Source organism: Verrucomicrobiia bacterium, from assembly GCA_035629175.1.
Classification (GTDB): Bacteria; Verrucomicrobiota; Verrucomicrobiia; order Limisphaerales; family DASXHY01; genus DASXHY01.
The window spans coordinates 1-26,335 of sequence record DASPIL010000080.1; the positions used below are offsets into that span (position 1 = coordinate 1).

The window sequence follows — 26,335 nt, forward strand, 5'->3', positions numbered from 1 at the left end:
CAAGGGTGGTTTTGCTTTAACCGAGGTCAGCATTCATAGGGATGGCCGGGACTTTTCGCAACAGAGATCACACCACATATCTTGCTTTGTTCTCGGCGAAAGTTGTCCCTATAGTGCAACGCCCACGCCTTACCGCTTACGGTCCATCACTCCGCTGTGCTTCGTTTCTTGACCGCAAAAGCCCTGCCACTCAGTTCGCCTCTAGGCTTTTGCAAAGCGAAGCTGTGCTTTGCAAAAACCATTTCAATTCCGATTTTGTTCAGCGCTTGAACAGGGAAATGGAAACCGTCGACTACGATCCCAACATTGGATGATGAAACCGGAGATGAAAGAGTTTCTGAATATGGCACTGAAGCCTGCTCGGCTGACAATGGAACAGGCCGCATGGTTCCTGGGTTTCGGCGAGCATGAGATTTCAATTCTGATTGCGAAGGGATTGCTCAAGCCGCTCGGACATCCGGCGCACAATGGCCAAAAATTCTTTCTCGCATCGACGTTGGAAGATTTGCGGCGAGATGAAAAATGGTTCAGCAAGGCGACCGATGCGGTTGTCGAATACTGGCGGGATAAAAATAGCCGCAAAGGGCATCTTGAATCACAGAAAACCGGGCGAATGCCCGAACTCGCGAATGCGAGCGTTTGATCACCTGGACGGCGCGAGCGGACGGACTGTCCGCGAGCGCCAAAAATTTTTTGGATTCCCCGGCTCGGGGTTGAGCGTGCTAGCCGTTCATCGAGTCCCGCCATGCGCCCGGCGCGAATAATCAAGGCGTGCGGATCGACAAACGCGGAATATTTTCCGATGTCGTGACTGCCGGAAAGACGGCCTACGGCAATTTGATCGCTGAATGTTCACGAGACGGCTGCTTTGACTCGTGACAGGGCGGCTGTGCATTCAGCAGCCAAGTTTGCCGTGAATCACTCACCAAGCGAGCGGGCAGGTCTTTGCCCGCTCGCCCGTTCGTGTTCAATCAAAGTCGTCGTAATCCCGGCAATCCTGCGGCGGGTTGAAGTATGGTCCCCATTCCTCGGGCGGATCGGGCGGCGGCTTGGGTGGATAGATAATGATTCCAACCGAAACGTCGCAATCATCAGAACCGTCGCTGTCCTTCGGACGCAATCCGCCACTGAGCACCCATGCAATCGTGACGAGACACAGGACGGTGAAACCCAAAAACAGGTACAAGCCGTACTCGCTAATAAGCCAGTCAAGAAAGTGAAACACTGGCTCCAGAATTTCATGTGCATAAATTCGCATGGTGCCTCCTTATGTGTTCACAGCTTCGGCAACGGGTTCGAGTTCCGTCACTTTGCCCTGCGCAAACATCGCCCGCCGTTTCTCGTATTCGCTCAAGGTCGGCACCTTGACTTCCGGCAGGTCGGCGTAGCCGAAATGAACGGCTTTGCTGTTCTGCCCGAGTGCATCCTGCGCGAAGCGCACCGGCATTCCGGCTTTACGCGCCCGTTGCGCCCAAGCGTAGCGATAGCAATGCAGTGTTACACCTTTGATGCCCAAGCCCCCGCAACGCTGCTTGAACTCCGTCGCCCGGTCGCCGGCGCGAACGGTTCGCAGATACGAAAAGAGCGGGCCTTCACTCGGAAGGTCTTTCAGGAGTGCCGCCGTTTCGTCATCGAACGATTGGAGCACCAGTGTCCCGGTTTTCTTGCGGTGAAAGGCAACGACACGCTGCTCCCAGTTGATGTCTTTCGCTTCCAGAAAAGCGATGTCCGATTGCGACGCGCCCAACTGCCAAGCGAGTTGGTAAAACGCCTTGCGTTCGGCGTTCGGTTCGCGAGCAATGATCTTCTGATGTTCGTCCAAAGTGATGGCTCGTTTTGCTTTGAACTTGATGGCGGGCCAGCGTTTCTTGGGCAGCACCGCCACGGGAAGCCAGCTCATATCGAGCGCGAAGTTGTGAATTCGCCGCAGGTAAATGTTGGTGGAGATGGAACCCTTCTCCAACACTTTCAGGAAGTGGTCGGCCTTGGTTTCCAGAATGACCAGATTGCGGATGGAATCAAACGCCTTGTCCTTGATGGCGACGAGCCAGCGGCGATGCGTGTCCCCGGTCTTGAACTTGGGGATTTCATTCATCACGTTCTGCCAGGTTCGCTTGGCGGCATCTGGGTCGCCTGCCTGCCAATAGACGCGGGCCAGGTGAAGGCTGAACGCGGGAGCTTCTTCAGTTTCGTTGCGGGCGGCGACAATGCGGTAGGCTTCGTCCTTGTCGCGGGTCTTGAGGGTTTCCTGTTTGCCGGTCTGGAGGTCTTCGCAGTAATAGACTCCCCAGGGGCGGAGGAATACGCGGTAGCGTTGTTTCATGTTCTTTCTCACGTTGTGAACATGAACCACCCCGAACCGACTCCCGTAGCGAGCAGTGACCGAGTTTGGCTCGGGTTGTAGCCGAGTACTTCGGCTACTGAAACTTTCACTGAAACTCCGCTGTTTTTCCTCCGATTTCCCAATGAAATTGGGTGGAGGCGAGGGTCGGAATCGAACCGACGCATAAGGCTTTTGCAGAGCCCTGCCTTACCACTTGGCTACCCCGCCGCTCAGGAATGCCCAAAGATGAGTGAGCTTCATTGCCCGCGCAAGTTCTATCGCATGCTCGCGGAAATTCAAAATCCAACACCGACGGCGCCCACGAAACCGCAAAGGCGATCGCCATAGTCGTGGAACAAACCCGACGCGGTTGCCTCTCATTGGTGAGTTTCCGCGCGTTGTACTGATTTCCGAATCCCCACAAATCCATGCCACCACAGCGCATTGGGGAATGGGATCGATTCTGCCTGAAACCGCTGCGACCGCCACACTGGGTTTCGATGAATTGCTGCGGGCATCGAATGGAAGTGGACGGCGCGATGGACAAGCAGCGTGCGCTACATGCATTTTGACTTTCGGGAAACAGGATCGAGGGGACTGAACGGATTTACTGCGCAGGGGTTTTCGCGACGGTGATTCAGCGGCGGGAACAAATTGGTGCGCGGATTCTCCTATCAGCAATCATGAGCCTGAACAGAGCGATGAAAATTTTCCTGTTTGTGTGCCTGTGCGGCGGAGTTTCGGATGCAGCCGCCCAGGTGACCAATGGAGTGGGCGTGAATGGTTTCAACTACGTGTTTGCGGGCAACCCAACGTTAAACCCGGCTTTGACGCTCGTTCGCGGCGTTACGTACGTTTTCAACCTCAACGCATTCGGCCATCCTTTTTTCATCAAGACAACGATGAGTGACGGAACAGCGAATGCGTACAACCAGGGTGTTGTGAATAACGGGGCGCAGGCGGGAACGTTGACGTTCGCCGTGCCGACGAATGCGCCGAACCAGTTGTATTACAATTGTTCGACGCACAGTGCGTTCGGCATGCGCGGAGCCCTGAACATTATCGATCCGCCTGAATCGACGCCGCCGCCGACAGGCCAAGTGGTATTGATCACGATCACGGCCGCGGGGATCACGATGAAGTCGCTGGGCGCGCAGAATTGGAATGCCGTGCCGGAATATTCCTCGAATCTGACGGCCTGGGCATCTGTGCCGGAATTTACAAACGTATTGGAGAGTGGAACGAACACGACGAGCTTCGGCCGGCTGGATCCAATCTGCGGACCGAACGTGTTCCTGCGCGTTCGCAACGAGCGGCAGTGAGGACGACGCGCCGCAGGAGCGCAGGCTTCAGCCCGGCTTCGGCCTGCTTCAGTGTGGGATGTGCGGTGACCGTGGAACTTGCTGACGCGTGTTGCAGCGCGAGTATTGAAGCGGCCGTGAACGCCGCGCGCCTGCTGGATCAGCGGGCGTCTGCTGCTTCGAATGTCGCCAGGACGGGGCGGTGATCAGATGCGGTTCCCCAATCATTGATTCGCGGAATGTATGACTTCGCCTTCACCCATTCCTTTGCCATCGCAGGATTGAGCAGCAGATAATCGATCCGGCTGTAGGTGTCTTCGATCCCGTAATGATGTGTCCACGTGACGGCTCGCTGCTCCTGTGATGGTTCATTGCCTTCAATCCATTCTGATGGACGCGTATCAACGAGACGCGAGCGGCCGCGGCCGAGAATGGTGCGCAGGGGAGGGGAGTTGCGCGTGTCATTCATGTCACCCAGCACCACGAGGTTCGCGTTCGGATTGGCCGTCATTTTCTTTTCAATGATGCGGCGAAGAATCCTGGCTTCTTCCAATCGCTGCTCGGCTTCGTCGGCAAACCCCACATTGCGTTTTGACTTCAGGTGGGCGGTGATCAGAGTGAACGTGTAACTGGCATTTACGCGGATGTCCACTTCGGCAAACCCGCGGCTCACGTGGAATCGCCGGCCGCTGAGCAGAAAGGTTTCGTTTGTGTGCGGCCGCCGCGCGACGATTGGAAAACGGCTCAACACTGCCACGAAGATGTTTGTGTCGAAACCGCTGACGTGTTCCCAGTGTGGAAATTCAATGCCGTCGCGCTTCAGCGAATCGCGAAGTTCCATCAAGGCGCTGATCCTGCCGATCTCCTGAAGGGCTACGACATCGGGTTTCATCTGCAGAATTGTTTCGCGGATCCTGGCGCGGGACGCGGACGTTTTGGGGTTTGGCCTGGATTCGGTGGCGGTGTCGAGGTAGTTCTCGAGATTGTAGGTGGCGACGCGAAACGTCTCGGCGCCGCTTGTTGTGAACGCGAAAAGAAACCATCCCAAGATCCACCCTGTCATCCATCGCATGCGTAATGTTTGTTGAGCGAGGGAAGAAACGAAAGCGCGAATTGCAAACACCGCCGCCGTTAAACACTTAAGAAGTTTTTTTTCAATTTCGAAACTTTTTCCTCTTGCACCACACACGGTTACGCAGGTTTAATCAACGCATCCAATGCCAGCCCGCACACGAATCGCAGTGCCGCGTTTTGCCCTCATGCGGTAGGTATTCACCCCAATTGATATTATCCAACGGCGCTTTACTTGCCTGCTGATTTTCATGGGGCTCTTGTCCACAGTGTGCCCTGGACGCGCGCAGTGGCAGTCTCAATCGATTGAACTGAAGAGCGGGTGGAACGCGGTGTTCCTGCATGTGAATGCGGATTACACGACGCTCAATGCGCTTGTGGGTGGCGATCCTTCCAATCCGATTGTGGAAATCTGGCGATGGAATCCTCCCTTCACGACGCAGTTCACGGACAGCCCGCAAAATCCGAATCCCGGGAGTGAGTGGTCGAGCTGGGTGCGGACGCGCGACGCGAATTCGCTGCAGCGCCTCGACGGTGACGCGGCTTACCTCGTGCGCGTGGGTGTCAACGTGCCCACCTACACATGGACGCTGAAGGGACGTCCCGTGCCGCCGCGGCATGACTGGACGATCACGGGCTTGAACTTCATTGGATTTCCCACCGTGCCCGTCAACCCGCCGCGATTCGACGCGTTTCTATCGCATTCGCCAGCGCTTCAAGGCGTGGTCCCTGAAATCTTTCATTATCCCGGCGGAGAACTTGGAACGGGAAACCCGGTGCGTCTCATCCCGAATGTATTTCGCGCGGTGAGTGTCAAACGCGGCCAGGCATTCTGGATTCGGGCAGGCGAGGTGTTCAACAACTACTTTGGGCCCTTCGAAGTGAAGTTGAATGGAACGGCGATTGATTTTGGCGACACGGGGAGCGCTGCTTCAGTGCGCCTGCGGAATCTTTCCACGAACACCATCACCGTCACTGTGACCCTTGCCAATTCCGAAGCCGCGCCTGCGGGCCAGGCGGCGATTGGCGGCCTTCCGCCGTTGATCGTGCGAACAGATTTCAATGTGACGAACCTGGTTTACGGCTACGCGAATCTGCCCCTGGGAGGCACGCGTTCCTGGACGCTGGCGCCCGCGAACAAGCCGGGCTCAGAAGTGGAAGCTGTTATCGGGTTGAATCGCCATGCCATGAGCAGTCCCGCGGGCACGACGCTTGCGGGAGTGTTGCGGTTCACCGACAACTTTGGTTTCACGCAAGTGGATGTGGGCGTGGCTGCAACGGCGGCTTCCAGCGCGGGGCTGTGGGTGGGAAGCGCGGTGGTGGATGAGGTTGGGCAATACCTCAAGTCATTTCAACGCGGCGCGGGCGATGCGCCGATCCAGGCGGCGGAGGGCAATTACATTGTCACGAACGTTGACACCTCGATCAAAAAAGTGCTGCGGCCGTATCCATTGCGGCTGCTGGTGCACAATCCCGCGGCTGGAAATGCGGCGCTGCTGCAACGCGTGTTTGTCGGGTTTGATGCCGCGACGAACACCATTGTGACCCTCGGCGAGTCGGCGCTGAACACGGCGTTCCTGAAGGACGCCCGGCGGTTGAGCGCTGTGCATCTTCCGTGGAATTCTCCAAACACCGCGTGGTCGTTCAATGGCCGGTTTCCTGCGCAGACGAACCTGTCGACAACCGTGATGCTGGGCCACAATGCGCGCCCTTCGAGCCCTTTTCTCCACACGTATCATCCCGACCACGACAACCTGAATGTGAACTTCAACAGCGTGCTGGCGCAAGGATCGGAATCCTACAGCGTGCAGCGCGATATCACGTTGAGCGTTACCCCACCGGGAAATGATTTCAGCAGCCTGGTTTCTGCGAATCGATCCGTCAGCGGGATCTATCGCGAAGTCATCATCATGCGCGGACTCGCGCGGGCGGGAGGGACCAACGACACGCGCCGTTTTGAAGTGCGCGGGGATTTCACCTTGAACCGAGTTACCGACATTCCGCAACTGACACCTGCGCCCTGACAACCTTTCAGCAACATTTCACCATGAAGATCCAACATCCCCATCGCCGGAGAATTGAATTGTTTGTGTCGCTGCTCGCGGCCGGGTTTCTCCTCGGTTTGAACCACAGCGTCCAGGCGCAGGCCACGGTTAATCCTCCGAACCTGATGACCTATCAAGGCTACCTCGTGGACGGAAACGGGGCGGCGCTGGCGACGAACTCGCCGCGCAACTACGATGTCGTCTTCCGCATTTGGGATGGCGCGACGGGCGGGGCAAAGCTTTGGGCAGAGCAGCAGACTGTGACGGTGGACAAGGGATATTTCAGTGTGTTGCTGGGAGAAGGCAGCAGCATTGGCGAGCCGCGGCCTGCGCTGAACACGCTCTTCACCAACAACACCGCGTCGGATCGCTGGGTGAGCATCACGGTCAAAGGCATTGGCGGCGGTGGAAGCGATGTCGACATTCTGCCGCGGCTGCGTTTGCTGACGTCGCCCTATTCGTTTCTTTCGCAAAAGGCGATCTCGGCTGCGAACGTCGATGGCGGCGCGGTGAATTCGGGCACGATCGGCGACACGCGGCTGAGCGGGAACGTGGCGTTGCGATCCGGGGGAAAACACGTTCAGTGGAACACAAATCTTCAATAATGCTGTGGGGCTTGGAATTGCCGGGCCGCTGGCTCGCTTCCACATTTCTGACACTTCCTGGCCAACCATGCGCGTGGATTCGTCCAGCGTGACGGGAACGTGGTTCATCCTCGGCAACACGAGCACGGGCGGCTCCTACTGGAAGTTGGTTTCCACGGGATCAGGCAACGGCGAAGGCGCGGGCAAGCTGTTGTTCGCGAGCAGCACACTTCCGGGGCAGGTCGCCAATTACCCGCTGACGCTTCAATCGAACACGCGGGTGGGCATTGGAACCTGGGATCCCCAGGAGCGTCTGCATGTGTCGGGCGGCCGCCTTCTCGTGAGCGGCGGTGAAATTCGCATGGACAACGGCTACACCGTTGCGGCGAAAAATTCATCGGGCGTGTTCGAGAATTTTCTGTGGCCGCGGTGGGTGGACAACATCACCTATCTCAACTACGGCGCCGGCGGCTTCAACATTCGAAACAACACTTCCGCTTCCGTGATGTTCATGCAGAACAATGGAAACGTCGGCATCGGCACCACGACTCCCAGCATGCCGCTGACCGTTAGGCACAGCTCCATCCCGGGTTTGCGGCTGGATCGACCGGATGGGCGGTATGCCGAGTTCTATCGCGACAGTGTGCAGGTTGTGGTGCAGCTGAACTCGAGCCTTCACAGCGCGGGAAATCGATATGCGCTGTTTGACGGCGATTCCAACTGGGATTTCGGTTCGGACCGCAGCCTGAAGAAGGACATCGTGGACGCCGAGCCGATGCTGGATCGCGCGATGAAGGTGCAAGTACGGCGGTTTCGCTGGAAGGAAAGCGAGCCGGATTCGAAGCACATGCTGGGCGTGATTGCGCAGGAGTTGCAGCCGTTGTTTCCGGAGATGGTCGGTTCGTACGAGAATCCTGAAACCAAGCAGAAGACGCTGACGGTGGGTTACAGCGATCTGGGAGTGGTGGCGATCAAGGCCATTCAGGAGCTCAAGCAGCAGCACGATTCGGAATTGTCGGAAATCAAGGCGCAGCTCGCTGAGCTGGCGCGTGAGAACAAGGAGTTGCGTTCGCGCCTCGACACCCCGGCAACGACCACCGCGGCGGCACGCTAAGGGTCATGATCGAGCTCGCGCCAACCCTGGATGTCTTCCGCAACGGCTTCGTGCTCGCGGGACCCGGGCCCGGCGTTGGTGTTGAAGGAAGCGGTTCGGAAAAGATTTGTTTCGTAGTTTCGTGAAAGCGCTCATGAAGAACTCACGCTTGATCGCCCTGTGGCTGGTGCTCCTGTCGGGCCTGTGGAATGCGGCTGGCCAGACCGTTTTGCCGATTGAGTATCTGCAATTGGAAACCACGTTCAACCTGCAGTCACGCCGCGGCGTTCCCATCTCGACAGTTTCCAACACGCCACCCGGTTCCGACGGCCGCATGACCCTTGCGGATGAGTCGGGTTCTGCGTTGCTTCCCACTACAAACCAGTTTCGCGGGTTTGTATCATTCGGCGCCGTTCCGGGCCGCACGCTGGCCGAATCGATCATCGCCAGCAATTCCGCTGCGTTGAACGGTGGCACAACGCCTTTGACTGGCGCGCTCGCGGTTGAAATGGGCTTGCCCGTGGGCCTGTCGAACGGCGTTGCGGTCATGGTGCTGCGTCGCGCCACGGTCGGCGCCCCGTATCTCAGCAGGCAGGTTTCATTTGCGTTCGGGGCTGAAATTCCTGTGCCCATCACGGACGAAAACGGCATCACCCTAACCAACATTGCTCCCGAGCAGTATTGGCTGGCGGAACCGTATTCGACGACAGGCCACACCAATGGCGGATATTACTGGAGCATCAATTCAGGAAAGGTGTATGCGATCCAGCCGGGGCCGATCTCGATCACTTGGATGAAGGCCGCCTACACCACGACGTGGCCTGGGACGAACGGCAGCTATTTCACCAATGCGGGGAATTACTTCCGCCTGCACAGGGTTGATTACATCGTGTCGGGCGCACCTGTGAAACCGTCCCGCAAGATTTATTGGACCGAACGCGGCTTTCGCAGTTTGAGCAAGCCCGTGGCCGTGCCGAGCACGCGGATTGGAGACCTCAAGATCGTTTACAACAGCAACTTCCCGCGCACTGTTCCGCAGGAGTACGTGGGGCCGGGCGATACCAGCCCAACCGACGGAACCACCAACGCGCCGCTGCCGGAATTGCGGACCTTGTGGTACGATCGAGCGCAAGGAAACCTCTTTGCCTACAACCTTCAAGGCCGGGTTTTTGTGGAGTTGCTCGGCGATGCACGATCGGATGGACAATCGCGCGAACAGCTTGGCTACGAGATCGTTGATGTGCTCAAGCAGCCCACGCCTCTGGATGTGCAAATTGATTTAGGCGAGCGCGTCACGCCGCCATCGCCTGGTTCGTTGACTCTGCTCACGCCAGAACCTGTGATTCAGGGTTCCACGACACCGTTCGCGTATCAGCAGAATGTTTCGGGATCTGAACTCATCCGTTTGTTCGCCATTCGCGAGACGCAGAATGTGAACGATTATCTTGTGCATTGGATGGAGGAGGGTGAAGTCGGGCTGAAATGGCCGTCGTTGCTTGGAAGATATCGCCTTGTCTGGCCGAACGATCCCGCGCGTTACAGCCATTACCTGCGTCCCGCTGTCACAAACGAAAATGAAGCGAAGCTCACGGCGGTGCCGATGCCAACCGACAACGTGCCGATCATTCAGTATCAGGATCCGTTCGACCGGCCGCGGGCGAAGATGACCGAAACGTTCGCGTTCTACACGCACCTTGAGCCGCCGTATTCCGCGCATCGGACACTGCTTCTGTTCAACTCAGGGGACAACATTGCATTTGAACGGGTATTCTCGTGGCTGGACGTTACTCTCAAAGGGACGAACTTCGCGGGAACGATTGCCACAAACCTGATCGGCTGGAATCCCACGAACCAGACCGTCACGTGGGCTGATCCCCTGAAAGCGCCCCGCGTGGTGCATCAAACTGTTTTCGTCGGCAAACGCATTATTGCCCCCGCGGGGGAACTGGGGTCAGCGCCGGGCGATGCCTTCTACACGGGCCACATCCGGCCTGAGAATGGAACGCATTACAACGTCGATGCCTATATCAATCCCTTCGCTGCAGGATTTGAAACGGCGAATCTCGGCTCGATCATTCCAATCAATGCGGTTCCGGGTGCGAACCGGCTTGAGGTCTGGTGGTTTCGCCCTAACGGCGCGAACACGGCGCAAGGTTTCCAGACGATCCACTGGCCTTCTGTCATCGGCCGTTACACGATTGAATGGCCCGTTGATGCGGGCGAGATCGTGCTGGCGAGCAGCAAGGGAAATGCGGGCGTCGCGCCTTTGAATTCGTTTGAGGAGGCAGGTTCGATTTACTTCCAGAACAACCGAAACCTGCCGGGTTACAACCCGAACGAGGAACACGCGATTGTGTCGGGAGGCACGGTGTTCGCCACGCGCGATGATTTGAACATCACGAGCGGCACAAACTATTCGTCGGAGCGTTTCGTCCTGCTGCAATATGCCGACCAGGACGGGCGGCCTTCGATGTCGGCGTTCAAGGTCCAGCGCGAGAAGCCGGAAGCGGGCTGGGTATTTGATTACATCACGGAAGCGGGACGCCAGTTGCAGGCGCCCATGCCATTGCCACTGCTCGCCAAGCCGGTGGAAGGCAGCGGCGATGCCGCGGTGAACTACAACACGGAACCCGATTCGCAGGCCGGTGATCTTCCCGGCGCATGGGATGACACCCGCGACGCTGAGGGTCCGTTCGGGCATTACCAGCGATTCACGTATCGTGATCGCAAACATAACTTCTGGGTGTATCGCGGCGCCCACGACGGATTGCCCGCACTGCAGGCGGGAAGTTACAACACTGCCACACGGGGCTTCGTCGCCGCGTCGAACGCCACGGCGATTGCCGGGCAGCCGTTTCAATATTTCCTGCACGCGTCGCGCCAGGACGAGTTCCTGGACGTTTCGCCCGTTGGCAACATCCCGTCGTGGCTGACGGTTTCCGGATTGCGGCTGCACGGAACGCCGGGGACGAACCAAACCGGCGTCGTGAACCTGCAGCTCGTGGTGCAGGACCTATATCTTCACGACAAGGTCACCAACTCATTTTCAATCAATGTCATCGCGGCTGGAACGCCAGTCACCCAACAGCGGCTGACCATCGCAAGCACGAATGTTTACACAGGAAGTGTCATCGTGTTTTCGAATCGGCCGCCGTTCCTCGCGCACTCGCCTGCGCCATCGAACAGTTTTACGATGCGGTACTATTACAAGACGGAACCGAGCTTTGCATGGCCGGGGATGTCTTCACCGCCGGCCGCCGGCAGCATCGTTCCCTACCTGCGTCCGCATGACGGCACGAATTACCTGGGCGATCCCTCCTCGAAGCAGACGGCGGCCCTCGACATCGTTTATCGTCCTGTCTGGCCGGAGCGTGATGTGAGCGACGGCAGCAAACCGGTGGCGATGATGCCGTACGGGCAGACGCTCACGGCGCCGATCAACGGGCTGCCCGGCGTTCGTTTCTTCAAGACAGCGCGGGTCCTGTACCAGCAATCCATTGCTGCCAACATTACGAACGCGATTCCCAGCGTGATTCTTCACGATCCGACTCGGGAGAAGTACGCAAGCCTGGACGAGCATGAGCTGGATGTTGTTCCTCCGAGCGTCCGCATGGAGATTTACCTCGGCAAATATTATTTCCCGAATCTTCCGCCGCATCTGGCGAAACGCGTGTATTTCGATCCAAACCGCGGTGCGAAGGGCAGTCTCGTGCTGAAGGGCGAGTTCGTGGATGAAATCCTCGGGCTGGATTATTTGCTGTTGAATGTGTTGCGCGGGTCGGACCTGGCCGCTGTCAAGGCGCTGTGCCCTGCGAGTGATGAGGACAACGCGCCCAAATGGACTGCGCTCGTGGATGCTCTCGCGACGCCGATGGAAACGTTCTACGAGAACCCCGCGGTGCCGGGAACGTATATTCCCGATCCCGGATTAACGGAGCCTGTGGGCGTTTCGGACCTGGCGGAAGTTGGAAACGACAACCTGGCAGTTGATTCCTATGCGCTGTCATCGAGCGGTCCCGGAAACGGGTATGTGACAATCATTGAATCGGGCGGCACCGCATTCACGCAGCCGGGCGATCCTGTTGCGTTGCATGTCTTCCGGATTGTTCCTGAACTTTATGTTGGCGAGTTGAAGGTGATAGCGGCGGCGAATCCCCTGAGCGAACAGGTGACGTTCCAGCACTCGGTGGATTTTGCGGGGCGTTTTGGCGAGTACTTCTACGAATGGAAAATTGCCGCGCCGATAGGTGGCCAGCCGCCATTCCGTGACGAAGTCATGTCGCAGTATCTTTCGCTCACAAGCGGAACCAACCTGCCGCGTTATCTGTTGGGCGGCTCCGGGATCCAGGTGTTGGGCGACAATTACCTGGTGCTTCGATACAAGCCCGCAAACCCGGACCATCCACTGTTCGATCAATGGTCCGATTGGACACCGTCGCAACTTGCTGAGGGCTGGATCAAGCGGGTGCTGGCCGGGATCAATCCTTTCAACCAGCGGATCACGGACCTGTTCAACAATCGCGTGAACACGGATGCCAGCATTCTTACGCAGGCGGGCCGCCGCTGGGAAGGCGACGTGGCGTTAAATCTCGAGAACATCAACAACTTCGGATTGATTGAAATCTACGAGACCGTGCTTCGGCGCGGACGTTCCATCAGCATTGAGTCGGGATACAACTATGGACCGGCGAACGACGCGCTCCTGCTTGCAGCGGGTTATCTCAGCGATCTTTACATGATGCTGGGGAATGAGGCCTGGGCCGACGCGGCAAATCCGACGATTGGCATTGGAACGGCGAATCACACCTACAGTGATATTGCGACTGCATTGTTTGCCTTCAAGGGGCAGACAGCTTCACTGCTGGAGGAGGAACTCGCGCTCATTCGCGGACGGGACGATTTTCTGGTTCCTGGAGTCCAGGTGACGCCGATCTACAACCGCCTCATTTGGAACTACACGCGAGGCATTGATTCGGGCGAAGTGATCTATGCCAACAACTACAATGTGCAGGAGAATCCAAACTCCGATCCTGACGGCGTGATCAATGCGGAGGACGCCGCGCATATGTTCCCGCAGGGACACGGCGATGCGTACGGCCATTACCTGACTGCATTGAAGGGATATTACTCGCTGCTGATGAATCAGAATTTCGACTGGGTGCCGCGTTCGGAAGCGGTGCTCGTGCTCGGCCAGCCGGTCTCTGTTGACTACCAGGACGAACGCAAATTTGCCGCGGCGGCAGCGGCTTTGGCGCGGGCGGGGAGGCAGGCTTTCGACCTGACGTGGCGGCAGGATTACAGGGCGACGCGCAGCGCAGGGTGGAATCATTTCGGCGCGACACGGGTCAACACGCAGCGCACCTACATGGATGGAACCACAAACCGCAACTCCATTCGTTACTGGGGAATGGATCATTGGGCGAGTCGCAGTGGACAGGGTGGGTTCCTGAACTGGGTTGTCGGCAATGCCGTAATTCCGGGCGAGGACCCCAATCCGTTGCATGAAGGGATTCAAAAGATCGATCGCACGACCGTGACCGAGCTCCAGGAACTCGCGACGCTCGGCGGAAATCTGCAGCAAGCGATGGAAAACGCGGAAGGCGGAATGACGCCCATCGGGCTGCCCGAGAATAGTATTGCATTCGATTTGAACCCCACCGCAATCGGGGCGGAAAATGGAACGCACTTTGACCAGGTTTACAACCGCGCAAAGGCGGCGCTGAATAATGCGGTGGCGTCATTTGATGATGCCAAGGATGTGACGCGCCTGATGCGATCCGAGCAGGATTCGCTCGCCGACTTCCAGAACATCGTGGCCAAGCAGGAACTCGCGTTTGAGAACCGGTTGATTGAACTTTACGGCACGCCCTACACCGATGACATCGGTCCCGGCAAAACCTGGCGGCAGGGCTATACTGGTCCGGACCTCGTCCATTACAACTACGTCGATCGGCCCGAACAGCCGTTCCCTGGTGTTTGGAATTATCCCGGAACCAACAATGCGTACCTGATCGACATCCAGGATTTCGCATCCGATTGGCTGCAGAATTACAACCTGACCAATCTCGGCATCCTGGATTCCACTGACCCCAATTATTCCAACGGAGTTCATTACGTTGAAATTGATATTGGGCCGGACGGATTCGCGCAAAAACCCGAACACTGGACGGGGCAGCGTGCGGCGCCTGGGCAGGTTCAACAGGCAATTTCCAAAGTCATTGCATCGCATACAGCGCTGCGGCAGGCGCTGTTCGACCAGGCGGGTGGCAAGACGGATCTTGACCGGGTGATTGGCCTCTTCAACACGCGGCTCGCGGATCATGAAACCATTCGCAATTTCCAGAAGGATCTTCTCATCGCGGAGCAAACGCTGCAGAGCGTGAAGTTCGCGAACGATATCATCGACAAGGTTTTCGATTCGATCGAGGAGGACATCATCTTCACGTCGGATGCGACTTCGGAAGCTCTTCCTGGAAGCTTGATCGTGGGCGTGGCATCGGGCGGCGATCTCACCTCGGCGGGCCGGACGGCGATCAAGCTCGCGGGCTATGGAATCAAGAAGGGTTTCGACATTCGGCAGTTCGTGCAGTTTGCAATTGTGCAGGCCCTGGAACTCTCGACCGAAACCGCCAAGCGCTGGACCGAGTTCGAACAGATTGCGCCGATGGAATGGGATCAGGAGGTCCGCAGCGCCGTGCAGGCACTGGGCGATTCCTTTGAGAAGGTCCAGGCGGGGCTCGGGTTGATCAATCTCAGGTATCGCGAGTACGACGACGCCCGCCGCGCTTATCGCGCGCTCATTGCTGAAGGCGATCGCATCCAGCAGGAGCGGCTTGTCTTCCGCCAGCGCGCATCCGCCGTGGTCCAGGGATTCCGTTCGCGTGACGCAGCGTTCCGGATCTTCAGAAATGAGAAGCTCGAACGGTACAAGACGCTTTTTGATCTTGCCGCGCGTTACGCATTCCTGGCCGCAAACGCATACGACTACGAAACCGGCTTGCTGAATACCGAGGCGGGCAGGGCGTTCGTGAGCCGCGTTGTCAGTTCGCGTGCCTTGGGCGTGGTGCGGAATGGCGAACCCCAATACGCAGGCAGCGCGAGCGGGGATCCCGGAATCTCGAGTGCACTGGCGGAAATGAAGGCGGATTGGGATGTCCTCCGCGGCCGGCTTGGTTTCAACAATCCCGACGCGTATGGAACCACGGTTTCGTTGCGCATGGAGAATTTCCGTGTGCTCCCCGGAACAAACCACGACGCGACGTGGAAGGATCTATTGTTGCAACGAAGGGTCCCTGACCTGATGGCGGATGCCGACGTTCGGCGCAACTGCCTGCAGATCAGCCGCGGAAGCGGGCTGCCGACGCCCGGCATTGTGATTGAGTTTGGAACCGTGATTGCGGACGGGCACAACGTCTTCGGCCAGCAACTGGCGGGTGGCGACCACGCCTTCAGCCCGAGTTCCTTTGCCACCAAGATCTTCGGGGTTGGAGTGGCGTTGGAAGGGTATCGCGGAATGGATGTTCCTGCGGCGAATGCAGGCGCGGGTGGATCATCGCCTCCCGATCCCGACACCTGGTTCCTGGATCCCACCGCATTGTCGGCGACGCCTTACGTGTATTTGATCCCGGTCGGCGAAGACACGATGCGAACACCGCCGCTGGGCGACACGGGCGCGATCCGTTCGTGGAGTGTGGCTGACGTGGCGATTCCGCTGCCGTTCAACCTGGGCGCATCGGATTTCTCAACGCTGCCGTTCTATACATCTGCAGATTCGCTGACCGAGCCCATCTTCGGAATCCGCAAGCACCAGGCGTTCCGGCCGGTCCCGAGCGCGGGTTATTTCAGCACGAGCCTGTATGGCGCAAGCGGGACGCTGTTGCGTTCGCAATACACAAACAATCGGCTCGTAGGCCGCTCGGTGTGGAACACGCGCTGGAAGCTGGTGATTCCCGGGCACGTTCTGTTGAACGATCCTGAACAGGGATTGAATCGTTTCATCAACTCCGTGCGCGATGTGAAAATTCATTTCGTCACCTACAGCTACTCCGGGAACTAAGCGGCTGGCGCACCTATGAATTCCTTACTGCACCCAATCTCGAAGTGGACTGTTGCGCTTGTCATCACTGTGGCTTGCCTCCACACAGCCCATGCCTTTCCGCCAGCGCCGCATCATGTGATCCATGGTTCCGTGCGCGATGAATTTGGCGATCCTTTATCCCTGGGCTCCGCACAGGTGTTTCTTGAAACCACGAACAACGTGTTCATCGCGTGCCAGGTCTCGCCGGAGATCGCGCCTGGCGAAAACTATCGATTGATCGTGCCGATGGATTCGCTGTCGACTCCCGATGTTTACAAGACGGCAGCCTTGAGGCCGACGGTTCCGTTCCGGCTGAAAGTGCAGATTGGCAACACTGTTTACCTGCCGCTCGAGATGGCAGGCAATTTTGCCACGCTGGGCCAGCCTGCAGGGGAAACATTGATCAACCTGACGCTTGGCGTTGATTCAGATGGCGATGGCCTGCCGGACGCGTGGGAGCAGTTGCTCATCCAGATGCTCGGAGGCGGATTGACGCTCGGGCAGATCACAGGGAACGGCGACAATGATGGCGACGGCATCAGCAATCTCGCGGAGTACATTGCCGGCACTTACGCCTTTGATCCGCAGGACGGCCTCAAGTTGCGGATGGTTCGGCGGAACACGCAGGGCCCCGTGATTCAATTCTTCGGAATCGCAGGGCGAACGTATTCGATCCTGGGAACGACGAACATGTCGCATTGGGCGGACGTATCGATGCGCGTTCCTGCAGGAAATACCAATGCTGTTCCGAAGGTGGAGCACTACGCGCCAGCCTCGGGCATCGTGGAGCCCGAGATCGTGCTTCCTCCGGGCCAGGCGGGACCCATGTATTTCCGGCTCCGTGTCCACTGAGTCTCCTGGCTTCGGTTTGCGATCCCGATGGTGGATCGCGTGGCTTTCTGTTGCGGTCCTCGCGGTTGCAGCCGTTTGGCTTTTTTCTTCAAAGCCGTCTCGCACGACCGGCTCAATTCTCGCCGAGCGATCCCGCAACGTGCTGGAACTTCGGGACGGCGTGCTGCTCGATCAGGGCAAACCCTTCACGGGATTCGTTTTGGAGCATCACGATGACGGCAGCTTGAAGTCGCGTTCCTCTGTTTCGAACGGCCTGCTCGAGGGGCTTTCACAGGGCTGGCATGCCAACGGAAAACTCCAGGTCAGCGAGACGTATGTCCGCGGAATTTCCCACGGCATCCGGACAAAGTATCACGAAAGCGGCGCGAAGCTTTCGACAGTCGAGGTGGTGCATGGACAAACGCAGGGAATTTTCGAGCGGTGGTTTGAGAATGGCCGTTTGAGCGAGCGGGTTGAATTGACGAATGGAGTTCCGCATGGTGAGTCGCTCGCGTTTCATCCCGACGGTTCGCTCAAGGCGCGCGTTCGCATGAATCAGGGCGAGGTGGTTGAGAACAGGTTTTGGGCGCCAGGCGAACACTGGCCGGAGTAGCCGGCGGATCTCGGAAACACCCCATTGGCGCTGCGGGTTATTCGCCCCCGGGGAACGGATGCATTCGTCACGCTCAGCGATTACGTTGTGACAATCATGAAACCAATGAAATACCTCATCGTGACGTCACTCGCTTCATTTGTTCTCGTCGGCTGTGATAGCGAAAAGGCAGCCATCGATGATCGCAAAGAAGTGACGAAAGAGATCCTCGACGATCGCAAGGAAACCGTTGACGCACTTGCTGTGGAAGCGAAGAAGCAGACGGACATCAACGCCGAGATCGAGAAGGCAAAGATTGATGCGGACAAAAAGGCGGCGCAGGCGCAGCTCGAAGCGGACAAGCAGAAGGCTGACGCCCAGGCAGCTTTCGAAAAAGCACGGGTCGACGCGCAGCGCCAGTAGTCTATTGATCCTTCTGGAAAACCTGGAGCGCCGAGCCGGTGCAAGCTGGCGCTCCGGTGCGGCGTGCGCGGCGGAAAGAAACGTTGCGCGGGCAATGCCAAGACGTTTAATTTCCACCCATGTTTGAAACTGTGCTCAAGCCTGGGGCAGTTGGCGCGGAGTCGGGTGATGGCAGGGACACTTTTTTGAAAGCCTTTCGGTGGATGGTCCTGGCTCGGGTTCTGGATGACAAATTCGCCAGCCTTTACCGGGCAGGAAAAATTCACGGCGGCGTCTTCCTGGGCCGCGGCCAGGAAGCATTTAGCGCCGCCGCTACAATGGCCCTTCGGCCTGGAGATGTCTTCGCCCCGTGCATTCGCGACGGCGCAGGGCGTCTCGCATTCGGTGAATCCATTCTCGACGCGGTTCGAACCTACATGGGTTCCGTTCTCGGGCCCATGCGTGCGCGGGATGGAAACGTGCATCGAGGAAACCCCCAAAAAGGGTTGTTGCCGATGATCAGCCATTTGGGATCGATGATATCGGTCGTGAACGGCACGCTTTGGGCAAAGCGGCAAAAAGGAATGAAGGATGTCGTGGGGGTGGCTTCGCTCGGTGAAGGCGGGACTTCAACGGGCGCATTCCATGAGGCGTTAAACCAGGCTTCCGTTGAAAAACTTCCGCTTGTCGTCGTTGTCGCCAACAACCAATACGCCTATTCAACGCCAAATTCCCGGCAGTTCGCCTGTGAATCCCTTGCTGATCGGGCGGCGGGTTATGGGGTGGCGGGTCACGAAGTGAACGGAACCCGCCTTGCCGAATGTCTTGCCTGCCTGCGCGATGCCGTCGGCTCGGCCCGCAGTGGTGGCGGCCCGCAATTGATTGTTGCGAAGTTGTTGCGGCTTTGCGGCCACGGAGAGCATGACGATGCGGCCTATGTGGATCCGAAATTCAAGGCGGACCCGGAATTTCGCGATTGCCTCAAGTCCGCCGAGGACGATGTGCTTCGTCGCGGCTGGCTGGATGCCGCGGGCGTGGCGCAGGTTCGCGCGGACGCCGTGCAACAGGTGGAGGAAGCGGTGGCAATGGTCCAGCGTGAGGCCGCACCCGATCCTTTTCGGGAAGACTGGTGTGCGCTGGCGACCCGCAGATTGAATGAAGGCCATGATTGATTTCAAATTGATCGCAATCCTCATAATGCGTTCATCGATCGTGCAGCCATGAGCATCACGTATCTCGAAGCCATTCGCGAAGCGCAGGCGCGCGCCCTGGCGGAGGATCCCAAGGTCTTCATCTACGGCCAGGACGTGGGCAGTTTTGGCGGCGCATTCAAGGCCACGAAGAATCTCGCGGCCCAATTCCCAGGGCGTGTGCTGGACGCGCCGATCAGCGAGGACGCGATCATCGGAATGACGGTGGGTGCGGCCATCGAGGGGATGCGCCCAATCGTTGAAATGCAGTTCGCGGATTTCTCGACAGTGGCATTCAACCAGATCGTCAACCAGGCGGCGACGCTGTATTGGCGGACCACTGTGAAGTGTCCGATCACGGTGCGGCTCCCATGCGGGGGCACCTCTGGCAGCGGCCCGTTCCATAGCCAGACCATGGAGGCCATTTACGCGCATTACCCGGGTCTCGTTGTGATGACGCCCGCCACTGTGGAGGACGCGTATAGCATGCTGCTGGAAGCCGTGGCAATCGATGACCCTGTCATTTTCTGCGAGCACAAGCTTCTGTATTTCCATTTGAAGGCGGAGAAGCTTCCGACCGAGGCGCTGCCAACAGGCAAGGCGCGGATCACGCGCGAGGGGCGCGACATGACGATTGTTTCCTACAGCGCCATGGTGCACGAAGCCTTGGAGGCAGCGAAGGAATTGGAGTTGGACGGTTACCAGATTGAGGTCGTGGATTTGCGCTCCGTGAAGCCGCTCGATACGGATACCGTGATGGCGTCCGTTGCGCGAACTGGCCGATTGCTTTGCGTTGGAGAATCCTGGCCCTGGGGCGGGGTCACTGCGGAAGTGGTCGCGCGTGTGGCGCAGGAGGGTTTCGGACTGCTTGATGCACCTCCGCAACGCCTGAACGCGAAAGACACTCCAGTTCCGTATCATCCGAATCTCTGGGCGGCGCATCGCCCGACCGCTCGCCGCATCGCCGCCGCCGCGCGAAATTTGTTGCGACAATAACCCTGATGCATTGACGCCTGCCATGCCCCTGATCCCAATCATCATGCCCCAGCTTGGGGAATCGATCGCTGAAGCCGCCATCATCAGTTTCCTTGTCAAACCGGGACAGACCGTGGAAGCCGATCAGGACATCATGGAGGTGGAGACGAGCAAGGCCACGCTGAACGTGGCGTCACCGTGCAGCGGCACGCTTCAGCAATTTCTGGCGCAGCTGAATGAAAGCTATCCCGTTGGCGCGGTCCTGGGATATCTCGATGCGAGCGCGGAGGAAATCAAACGCGTCGGGCTCGACACCCAGCCTGTGACGGACAACGGCGCAGACGATGCGCCTGAGCCTGCGGAAAAAGCGTATGTGGAAGGCACGACCAAACGCGTGCTGCCCACGGTGCGCGGCCTGCCCGTGCCGGCGAACGCTGCGGGAGCGAGCTACATGTCGCCGCGCATGAAGGCGCGGATGAACGAATTGGGGCTGCACGCGGCAGACCTCGCGGGAATTGCCGGCAGCGGCGCGGCGGGACGCGTGACCATCCAGGATTTTGAAAAGTTCATCGCGCACCTTGAGAAGCATCAGCTAAGCGAGGCGTCGACCATGCGGGTCGCAGTGGCCGACGCGATGCGACGCAGCTGGACGCGGCCGATTGCACATGTCGGTTTGCCTGTCTGCCTGGATCCGCTGTTTGCGCATCGCAAAACGGCGCGCCCAAAACCGGGCCCAGCGTTGTGTGCGATCCGGGCGCTGGCGGTGGCGCTTGCAGAAAACAGCGCGCCCGCGGGGCGTTTGATCGGCAGCAAGATTGTTCATCCGCCGTCGATCGATATCGGTTTCGCAGTGGAAGTTGAGGACGGGGTGCTTGTTCCGGTGATTCGCAATGCGGCGAACCGGCCCCTGCCGTCGCTCGTGGAACCATACAACGACCTTGTGGAGCTCGCACGGCAGCGCCGCCTGCCAGTGGACGCGACGGGGGGGTCCATCGCAACCGTCACGAATTTCGGCACGTTTGGCCTGGAATGGGCGACGCCGATTCCGTTACCGGAGCAGACCCTGGTGCTCGGCATGGGCGCGGCGAAACGAAAGCCGCATTGGGATGTTGCGAAGGAGCAATTCATTCCTGTGATGGAGGCGAACCTGACGCTGAGTTTTGATCATCGCGTGCTGGACGGCGGCGCTGCAGGCAGGTTGCTGTCGAGAGTCGCTGAACTCCTGATGCATCCGGAGAATCTTTAACGGATCAAACGCTGCCCGGCCCGATCTCACGGAGCATGCGCGTTCCGCATTTCCCGATAATCCGTCCAGTTGCGACATGAAGTTTGGTGCGCACATGTCGACAAGCGGGGGCATCTGGAAAGCGCTGCAACGCGGCAAATCCATCGGCTGCGAATGCGTGCAGGTGTTCGTGAAGAACAACATGCAATGGGCTGGGAGGCCGCACGGTGCGGACGAGCTGGCGCTGTATTCCACCGAACTCGCGGCGGGCTGCTTCAATTGCGTGTTCGGACATACGGGGTACCTCATCAACCTCGGCGCGGCACCGTCGGAGAATCGCGATCGTTCTCTTAAATCCTTGATGCAGGAGATTGAGCTGGCATCGGCCCTCAAGTTGCCGTTCCTCGTGATGCATCCCGGATCTCATCTCGGTGCAGGCGAGGAGAGCGGGTTGCGGCAGATCATCGCGGGCCTTGATGAAGTATTTGCGGTTACGCGGAAGCTGCCTGTCAGGATAGCGCTTGAGAATACTGCAGGGCAGGGGAGCTGCCTTGGGAATGACATCGCCCATCTCGGCCGGATATTCGACGGCGTCAAGAAGCCCGAGCGACTCGGTGTCTGTCTCGATACGGCCCATTTTTTTGCGGCCGGTTACGATATCCGAACGCAGAAAGGATGGGATAAAGCCATTGCGCAGGTGCGGTCAACGGTGGGGTTGGAAAACATCCTGGCGTTTCATCTGAACGACTCGAAAACGGCATTGAATTCCAGGGTGGATCGTCACGCCCACATCGGGCAGGGGCAAATCGGAAAGGAGGCATTTCGCCATATCGTGCGGGACCCGCGTTTCGCCAGCCATCCCGCCTGTCTCGAAACGCCAAAGTCGCAGGATTTGCATGAAGACATTGGAAATCTTGAGATTCTTCGCAAGTTGGCGGGAGTGGAAACGCTCTGAAATAACGCTGGGGTAAATACCCTATTTGTGGATTTTTTTTCGGGAAATATGTTGCCGCGGTTCCTTGTAATGGTGGTTAGTTAGGTTCAGGCGGCTCTGAGTGGAGCCGCCTTTTTCTTCGTACCCGGGAGCGCGTCCTTTCACGCTGGTGCAATGCATCACCGCAAGTTCGACGGCTCGCGCACCTTTCGCACTGAAACGTGAAAGGCTACGTTTCAATCGGCCCTTCGCGGGGTTATTTTGCGCCGAGTTGAAGGCGCGGATCGTTTTCCAGCATCGACTTGAGGTTTGGCCAATTCGCCTCGTTCATCTCATTGAATGCGTTCAGATAAACGGCAGTGACCTCGTGCGGATATTTTTGGAGAAGCGCTTCCACTGCGTCCTTCAGCTTCGCATCTTCAACGGTTGGAGGAAGGTCCTCAACAACACCTTCCTCATGCTGGATCCCGAGCGGCGTCAGGAAGTCCACAAGCATGGAACGATATTTTTTCATGAGCCACATGCGGATGAGGTTGCCCGCGGCGAGTTCGAGCCCGGGTTTTCCGAGCGATGCCAGCATTGCCGTGTGTCGCTGAGACTTGGCCTGGCGTTCCATGAATACCGGGCGGACCTTCCGGGCTTCAGCAACGGCGCTGAGTGTCGCGCGATAGGTAGGTTTCTCGGTGTCGGCGATGAACGTCAGGATTTCGTTTCCCAACGCTGGCGACATAAAGCCGAATAATTCGTGTGCAGTGAGCATCGTTGTAAAATCTTTGGGCCGCGGCCGTCTCTGGCTTACCCGATTGTTGTGATGGTGATTCTATTTTTGTCCGCCAGCTGTTCGCAAGCTTCCTGTTCCAATAAGAGTGTGCGCCCTGCCTCGAGTGCCAGCACGGAAACACCCGATGCCCCGCAGGTTTCGAGCGTGCGAACCCCGATGCATGGAATGTCGAAGCGCATGTCGTGATTCAGCTTGGCGACCTTCACCGCCACAGCGCCGCCGTTCTTGCCGGCAAGTTCCCCGCCGCGCGCCAGGCATTTGTCCGTGCCCTCAAATCCCTCGACCGCGAGGACCGTGCCTTCCTTGACCACGACGAGCTGGCCGATGTCCAGGCGGGAGATTTCCTTTGCAATGCGCCATCCGTAATCGATGTCCTCTTGTTGCGCCGTCGAGATTTTCGGGCCTGCGTGAAATCCTTTGGCCGGCATCAAGGGCTGAAGCCACGGCGTCGCGGCGATCAGCTCGATGCCATCCTTCTGCAACTCGGCTGCGATGCCGCCAAAGATGCTGTGCGCATTCCGCTCCTTTAGTTTCAGCAACAATCCCATAGCGCGCAGATCCGGGCGAACATCGAATAGGTTCCGAGGCGCAATCTGTCCAGCCATCACGCACTGCCGAACGTCGCGTTCCCGGAAGGCGTTGATGAGTTTCGACAGTTGCCCGACCCGCGTCCACACGATGTCGTCGACCAATTCCGCGAGCGCAGGCTCGGTCTCTCCCTCGAATGCGACGGCGACGATGCGCCGAACGCCCATCGCGCGCGCCTGGCGGGCGAGAAGGAGAGGCAGCAGCCGATTGCCGGCGATGATACCCAGGGCGTCGGGGTTTTCGTGCACGGCAAGACGTTAACGTGTTTCAAAAAGCGTCCGCAAATCCAATATGTTTTCTCCCCATATGGCCGACGGTATTACTCCCCATAGGTGCCATCGGAGAGAAGGCTGACCGGTAGGTTATGAAAACGATACCTACATATATTCATGGGGTCCTGGATTACGTGGTGGGGCTTGCACTGTTACTGGCGCCAAACCTGTTCGGGTTTGCGGATGAAGGCGGGGCGGCGGTGATGGTGCCGCGCGTCATTGGCGTGATGATCCTGGGCATGGCCGTGCTCACTCGATATGAACTTGGGTTGTTCAAGTTGATCCCGATGCCTGTTCATCTAGCGATCGACTATGTCGTGCCGCTGATCCTGGCAGCTTCGCCGTGGTTGTTTGGGTTCAATGATCGGCCAGCGAACGTTTGGGCACCGCATCTGGTGGTTGGACTGGGGAGCTTCCTGGTTGCGCTCATGACCGAGCGGGAGCCGCGTCATCAGACCATCCCGCAGCACGCACCGTAAGACGGAGAAGGACAGGTTCCGAACCCCTCCGCAGTGGGGATTGGCCACTGACGTGCAGCCTGATTACGCCGATCAAACAACCGCTCGTGCATAAACCAAGAGCTATTTCCGATTTTACGGCAAAACACCCAGCGGTGAAGACGCCTGGCACCTGGACAAGTGTGACTGTTACGGCTGCAAGTCCGCGATCTGGCGGCGGTGTTCGCGCTGCTGGTTCCTTTGGTTGATCCTTCTGGCGCGCGCCGGTAGAGTGGCGCGCGTGCAGAATCCCAATGCAACGGTTCAACCTTCCAGCGCGTGGAGCCAGATTCGCACGATTTACCGGTATGAACTTCGGGGGGCGTTGCGTGAGCGCACGATCGTAATCAACAGTATTCTCATCCCCATCTTTCTGTATCCGCTCATCATGTGGGCGGGGTTCACAGGGGTGATGTTCATCCAGGGCCATTCGGACAGCACGAAGTCGCGCATCGCTGTCCTCAATGTCCCGCGCGAACATCCCGGCCTCCGTGCCCGTTTCGAGCGCGACCGCCGGATTAATATCGTCCGCGATGCTTCTGCGACTCCTGACCAAATCCAGCGAGGGAACCTGGATGCGATCGTTGAGTTCGTTTCTCCCGAAGCCGAGCGGGCTGCGCTGCCCGGGAACTTCACGGCGAAAATCACCTTCAACGGATCCAAGGATCGAAGCAACAGCGCCCGACAACGCGTGGAAGGCGCGATCGAGAGGTATCGACGCGACTGGGTTGCCCGCGAGGGCCGCAAGCTCGGGATCTCGGATGCCGAATGGGCCGGATTCAAGATGACGTCCCGGAACCTGGCTTCGGAAAAGCAGATGGGAGGTTTTGTTCTTGGCATGCTCATACCCGTGTTGTTCGTGGTCATGGTCGCCGCGGGTTGCTTTTATCCCGCCATCGATTGCACCGCAGGAGAACGGGAGCGGAATACTTGGGAAACACTCATGTCCTCAGCGGCGAAGCGGGTTCACATCGTTGTGGCGAAATACCTGTATGTCACAACACTCGGCGGTTTGGCAGGTGCTTTGAATCTGGTGGCATTTGCGCTGACGTTGAAGCCGATGTTTGCGCCATTGCTGGCGCAGGCGGGTGTGACATTCAATTTTGCAGTTCCGCCTGCGGCGATTCCACTGCTCATTCTCGCGGCGGTGTTGCTGGCGGGGTTCGTCGCGGCGGGCATGATGATCTTCGCCTCCTTCGCACGGACGTTCAAGGAGGGCCAGGCGATGATCATGCCGTTCTATCTCCTCGTCATGCTTCCTCCGATTGTTTTGCAATCGCCCGGCATCCAGTTCACCACCACGCTTGCGTTGATACCCGTCGTCAATGTGGCGATGATGGTTCGGTCCGTGGTGACAGGAATCTACCCGTGGGTGCAAATTGGAATCACGATTGCAGTGTCACTGGCGATGATCGCGCTCTGCGTACGTCTCGCGGCGTTCATCCTGCGTTTTGAAGACGTCATGGCCGGAGCGTACAACGGAAGCATAAAACAGTTCTTCCGCGAGCGCTTGTTCGGCAAGGCAAAGAGCAGCGGCGGAATACAAACCTGATA

At 58.3% G+C, this 26,335-nt stretch carries 20 protein-coding genes and 1 tRNA gene; 15 read left to right on the top strand and 6 right to left on the bottom strand.

The annotated features are described in order from the left end of the window. Positions 1-343 precede the first annotated feature (343 nt). Positions 344-643, top strand: coding sequence for a hypothetical protein (locus VEH04_14675; GenBank protein ID HYG24022.1), 300 nt, complete (start codon positions 344-346; stop codon positions 641-643). Positions 644-967: 324 nt separating this feature from the next. Here the strand turns inward: VEH04_14675 and VEH04_14680 are convergent, their stop codons facing one another. From VEH04_14680 to VEH04_14690, 3 genes are all read right to left on the bottom strand, one after another. Next, a complete protein-coding gene (locus tag VEH04_14680) occupies positions 968-1,258 on the bottom strand; it encodes a hypothetical protein (GenBank protein ID HYG24023.1) in 291 nt (96 codons plus the stop codon). A 9-nt stretch (positions 1,259-1,267) separates the two neighbouring features. Further along, positions 1,268-2,323, bottom strand: coding sequence for a tyrosine-type recombinase/integrase (locus tag VEH04_14685; protein HYG24024.1), 1,056 nt, complete (start codon positions 2,321-2,323; stop codon positions 1,268-1,270). 153 nt (positions 2,324-2,476) lie between these two features. Then, positions 2,477-2,551 (bottom strand) — tRNA-Cys (locus tag VEH04_14690). 455 nt (positions 2,552-3,006) lie between these two features. On the opposite strand from VEH04_14690, the gene VEH04_14695 reads away from it, so the two are divergent. After that, entirely contained in the window at positions 3,007-3,645 is a 639-nt protein-coding gene (locus VEH04_14695) for a hypothetical protein (GenBank protein HYG24025.1), read from the top strand. Between the two features lie 139 nt (positions 3,646-3,784). Here the strand turns inward: VEH04_14695 and VEH04_14700 are convergent, their stop codons facing one another. Continuing rightward, a complete protein-coding gene (locus VEH04_14700; GenBank protein HYG24026.1) occupies positions 3,785-4,696 on the bottom strand; it encodes an endonuclease/exonuclease/phosphatase family protein in 912 nt (303 codons plus the stop codon). 250 nt (positions 4,697-4,946) lie between these two features. Here VEH04_14700 and VEH04_14705 point away from each other — a divergent pair, with 250 nt between their 5' ends. From VEH04_14705 to VEH04_14755, 11 genes are all read left to right on the top strand, one after another. Then, positions 4,947-6,719 carry a hypothetical protein gene (locus VEH04_14705; GenBank protein HYG24027.1) on the top strand — a complete coding sequence of 591 codons (1,773 nt, stop codon included), beginning with the start codon at positions 4,947-4,949 and terminating at the stop codon, positions 6,717-6,719. Between the two features lie 23 nt (positions 6,720-6,742). After that, positions 6,743-7,345, top strand: a complete 603-nt coding sequence (locus tag VEH04_14710) for a hypothetical protein (protein HYG24028.1) — start codon at positions 6,743-6,745, stop codon at positions 7,343-7,345. 67 nt (positions 7,346-7,412) lie between these two features. After that, positions 7,413-8,438: a tail fiber domain-containing protein gene (locus VEH04_14715; protein HYG24029.1), complete on the top strand. Its 1,026-nt coding sequence runs from the start codon at positions 7,413-7,415 to the stop codon at positions 8,436-8,438. Positions 8,439-8,571: 133 nt separating this feature from the next. Beyond that, the gene (locus VEH04_14720; protein ID HYG24030.1) at positions 8,572-16,473 is read left to right on the top strand and encodes a hypothetical protein; all 7,902 of its coding nucleotides are present in this window, start codon (positions 8,572-8,574) and stop codon (positions 16,471-16,473) included. Positions 16,474-16,488: 15 nt separating this feature from the next. Then, complete coding sequence (locus VEH04_14725) at positions 16,489-17,346, top strand: hypothetical protein (GenBank protein ID HYG24031.1); 858 nt, start codon at positions 16,489-16,491, stop codon at positions 17,344-17,346. Next, positions 17,336-17,938 (top strand): toxin-antitoxin system YwqK family antitoxin, encoded by a 603-nt coding sequence (locus VEH04_14730; GenBank protein ID HYG24032.1) that lies wholly within the window; start codon positions 17,336-17,338, stop codon positions 17,936-17,938. Before VEH04_14725 ends, VEH04_14730 begins: the two co-directional genes overlap by 11 nt. 96 nt (positions 17,939-18,034) lie before the next feature. Beyond that, positions 18,035-18,340 carry a hypothetical protein gene (locus VEH04_14735; GenBank protein HYG24033.1) on the top strand — a complete coding sequence of 102 codons (306 nt, stop codon included), beginning with the start codon at positions 18,035-18,037 and terminating at the stop codon, positions 18,338-18,340. Positions 18,341-18,459: 119 nt separating this feature from the next. Continuing rightward, the gene (locus tag VEH04_14740) at positions 18,460-19,491 is read left to right on the top strand and encodes a thiamine pyrophosphate-dependent dehydrogenase E1 component subunit alpha (GenBank protein HYG24034.1); all 1,032 of its coding nucleotides are present in this window, start codon (positions 18,460-18,462) and stop codon (positions 19,489-19,491) included. A 48-nt stretch (positions 19,492-19,539) separates the two neighbouring features. Next, entirely contained in the window at positions 19,540-20,505 is a 966-nt protein-coding gene (locus tag VEH04_14745; protein HYG24035.1) for an alpha-ketoacid dehydrogenase subunit beta, read from the top strand. A 22-nt stretch (positions 20,506-20,527) separates the two neighbouring features. After that, entirely contained in the window at positions 20,528-21,730 is a 1,203-nt protein-coding gene (locus VEH04_14750) for a 2-oxo acid dehydrogenase subunit E2 (GenBank protein ID HYG24036.1), read from the top strand. Between the two features lie 76 nt (positions 21,731-21,806). Next, a complete protein-coding gene (locus VEH04_14755) occupies positions 21,807-22,664 on the top strand; it encodes a deoxyribonuclease IV (GenBank protein HYG24037.1) in 858 nt (285 codons plus the stop codon). A gap of 235 nt (positions 22,665-22,899) precedes the next feature. Here the strand turns inward: VEH04_14755 and VEH04_14760 are convergent, their stop codons facing one another. Both VEH04_14760 and lpxI read right to left on the bottom strand, forming a co-directional pair. Next, the gene (locus VEH04_14760) at positions 22,900-23,403 is read right to left on the bottom strand and encodes a hypothetical protein (GenBank protein HYG24038.1); all 504 of its coding nucleotides are present in this window, start codon (positions 23,401-23,403) and stop codon (positions 22,900-22,902) included. A gap of 35 nt (positions 23,404-23,438) precedes the next feature. Then, the gene (gene lpxI, locus VEH04_14765) at positions 23,439-24,260 is read right to left on the bottom strand and encodes a UDP-2,3-diacylglucosamine diphosphatase LpxI (protein HYG24039.1); all 822 of its coding nucleotides are present in this window, start codon (positions 24,258-24,260) and stop codon (positions 23,439-23,441) included. A 116-nt stretch (positions 24,261-24,376) separates the two neighbouring features. On the opposite strand from lpxI, the gene VEH04_14770 reads away from it, so the two are divergent. Then, the gene (locus VEH04_14770) at positions 24,377-24,763 is read left to right on the top strand and encodes an SPW repeat protein (GenBank protein ID HYG24040.1); all 387 of its coding nucleotides are present in this window, start codon (positions 24,377-24,379) and stop codon (positions 24,761-24,763) included. 259 nt (positions 24,764-25,022) lie between these two features. Further along, a complete protein-coding gene (locus tag VEH04_14775) occupies positions 25,023-26,333 on the top strand; it encodes an ABC transporter permease (protein HYG24041.1) in 1,311 nt (436 codons plus the stop codon). Positions 26,334-26,335 lie beyond the last annotated feature (2 nt).

Excerpts from the sequence above, each read along its gene's own strand:
- VEH04_14675 (HYG24022.1), top strand. The coding sequence starts at position 344 with ATGGCACTGAAGCCTGCTCGGCTGACAATGGAACAGGCCGCATGGTTC.
- VEH04_14680 (HYG24023.1), bottom strand. The coding sequence starts at position 1,258 with ATGCGAATTTATGCACATGAAATTCTGGAGCCAGTGTTTCACTTTCTT.
- VEH04_14685 (HYG24024.1), bottom strand. The coding sequence starts at position 2,323 with ATGAAACAACGCTACCGCGTATTCCTCCGCCCCTGGGGAGTCTATTAC.
- VEH04_14695 (HYG24025.1), top strand. The coding sequence starts at position 3,007 with ATGAGCCTGAACAGAGCGATGAAAATTTTCCTGTTTGTGTGCCTGTGC.
- VEH04_14700 (HYG24026.1), bottom strand. The coding sequence starts at position 4,696 with ATGCGATGGATGACAGGGTGGATCTTGGGATGGTTTCTTTTCGCGTTC.
- VEH04_14705 (HYG24027.1), top strand. The coding sequence starts at position 4,947 with ATGGGGCTCTTGTCCACAGTGTGCCCTGGACGCGCGCAGTGGCAGTCT.
- VEH04_14710 (HYG24028.1), top strand. The coding sequence starts at position 6,743 with ATGAAGATCCAACATCCCCATCGCCGGAGAATTGAATTGTTTGTGTCG.
- VEH04_14715 (HYG24029.1), top strand. The coding sequence starts at position 7,413 with ATGCGCGTGGATTCGTCCAGCGTGACGGGAACGTGGTTCATCCTCGGC.
- VEH04_14720 (HYG24030.1), top strand. The coding sequence starts at position 8,572 with ATGAAGAACTCACGCTTGATCGCCCTGTGGCTGGTGCTCCTGTCGGGC.
- VEH04_14725 (HYG24031.1), top strand. The coding sequence starts at position 16,489 with ATGAATTCCTTACTGCACCCAATCTCGAAGTGGACTGTTGCGCTTGTC.
- VEH04_14735 (HYG24033.1), top strand. The coding sequence starts at position 18,035 with ATGAAACCAATGAAATACCTCATCGTGACGTCACTCGCTTCATTTGTT.
- VEH04_14740 (HYG24034.1), top strand. The coding sequence starts at position 18,460 with ATGTTTGAAACTGTGCTCAAGCCTGGGGCAGTTGGCGCGGAGTCGGGT.
- VEH04_14745 (HYG24035.1), top strand. The coding sequence starts at position 19,540 with ATGAGCATCACGTATCTCGAAGCCATTCGCGAAGCGCAGGCGCGCGCC.
- VEH04_14750 (HYG24036.1), top strand. The coding sequence starts at position 20,528 with ATGCCCCTGATCCCAATCATCATGCCCCAGCTTGGGGAATCGATCGCT.
- VEH04_14755 (HYG24037.1), top strand. The coding sequence starts at position 21,807 with ATGAAGTTTGGTGCGCACATGTCGACAAGCGGGGGCATCTGGAAAGCG.
- VEH04_14760 (HYG24038.1), bottom strand. The coding sequence starts at position 23,403 with ATGCTCACTGCACACGAATTATTCGGCTTTATGTCGCCAGCGTTGGGA.
- VEH04_14770 (HYG24040.1), top strand. The coding sequence starts at position 24,377 with ATGAAAACGATACCTACATATATTCATGGGGTCCTGGATTACGTGGTG.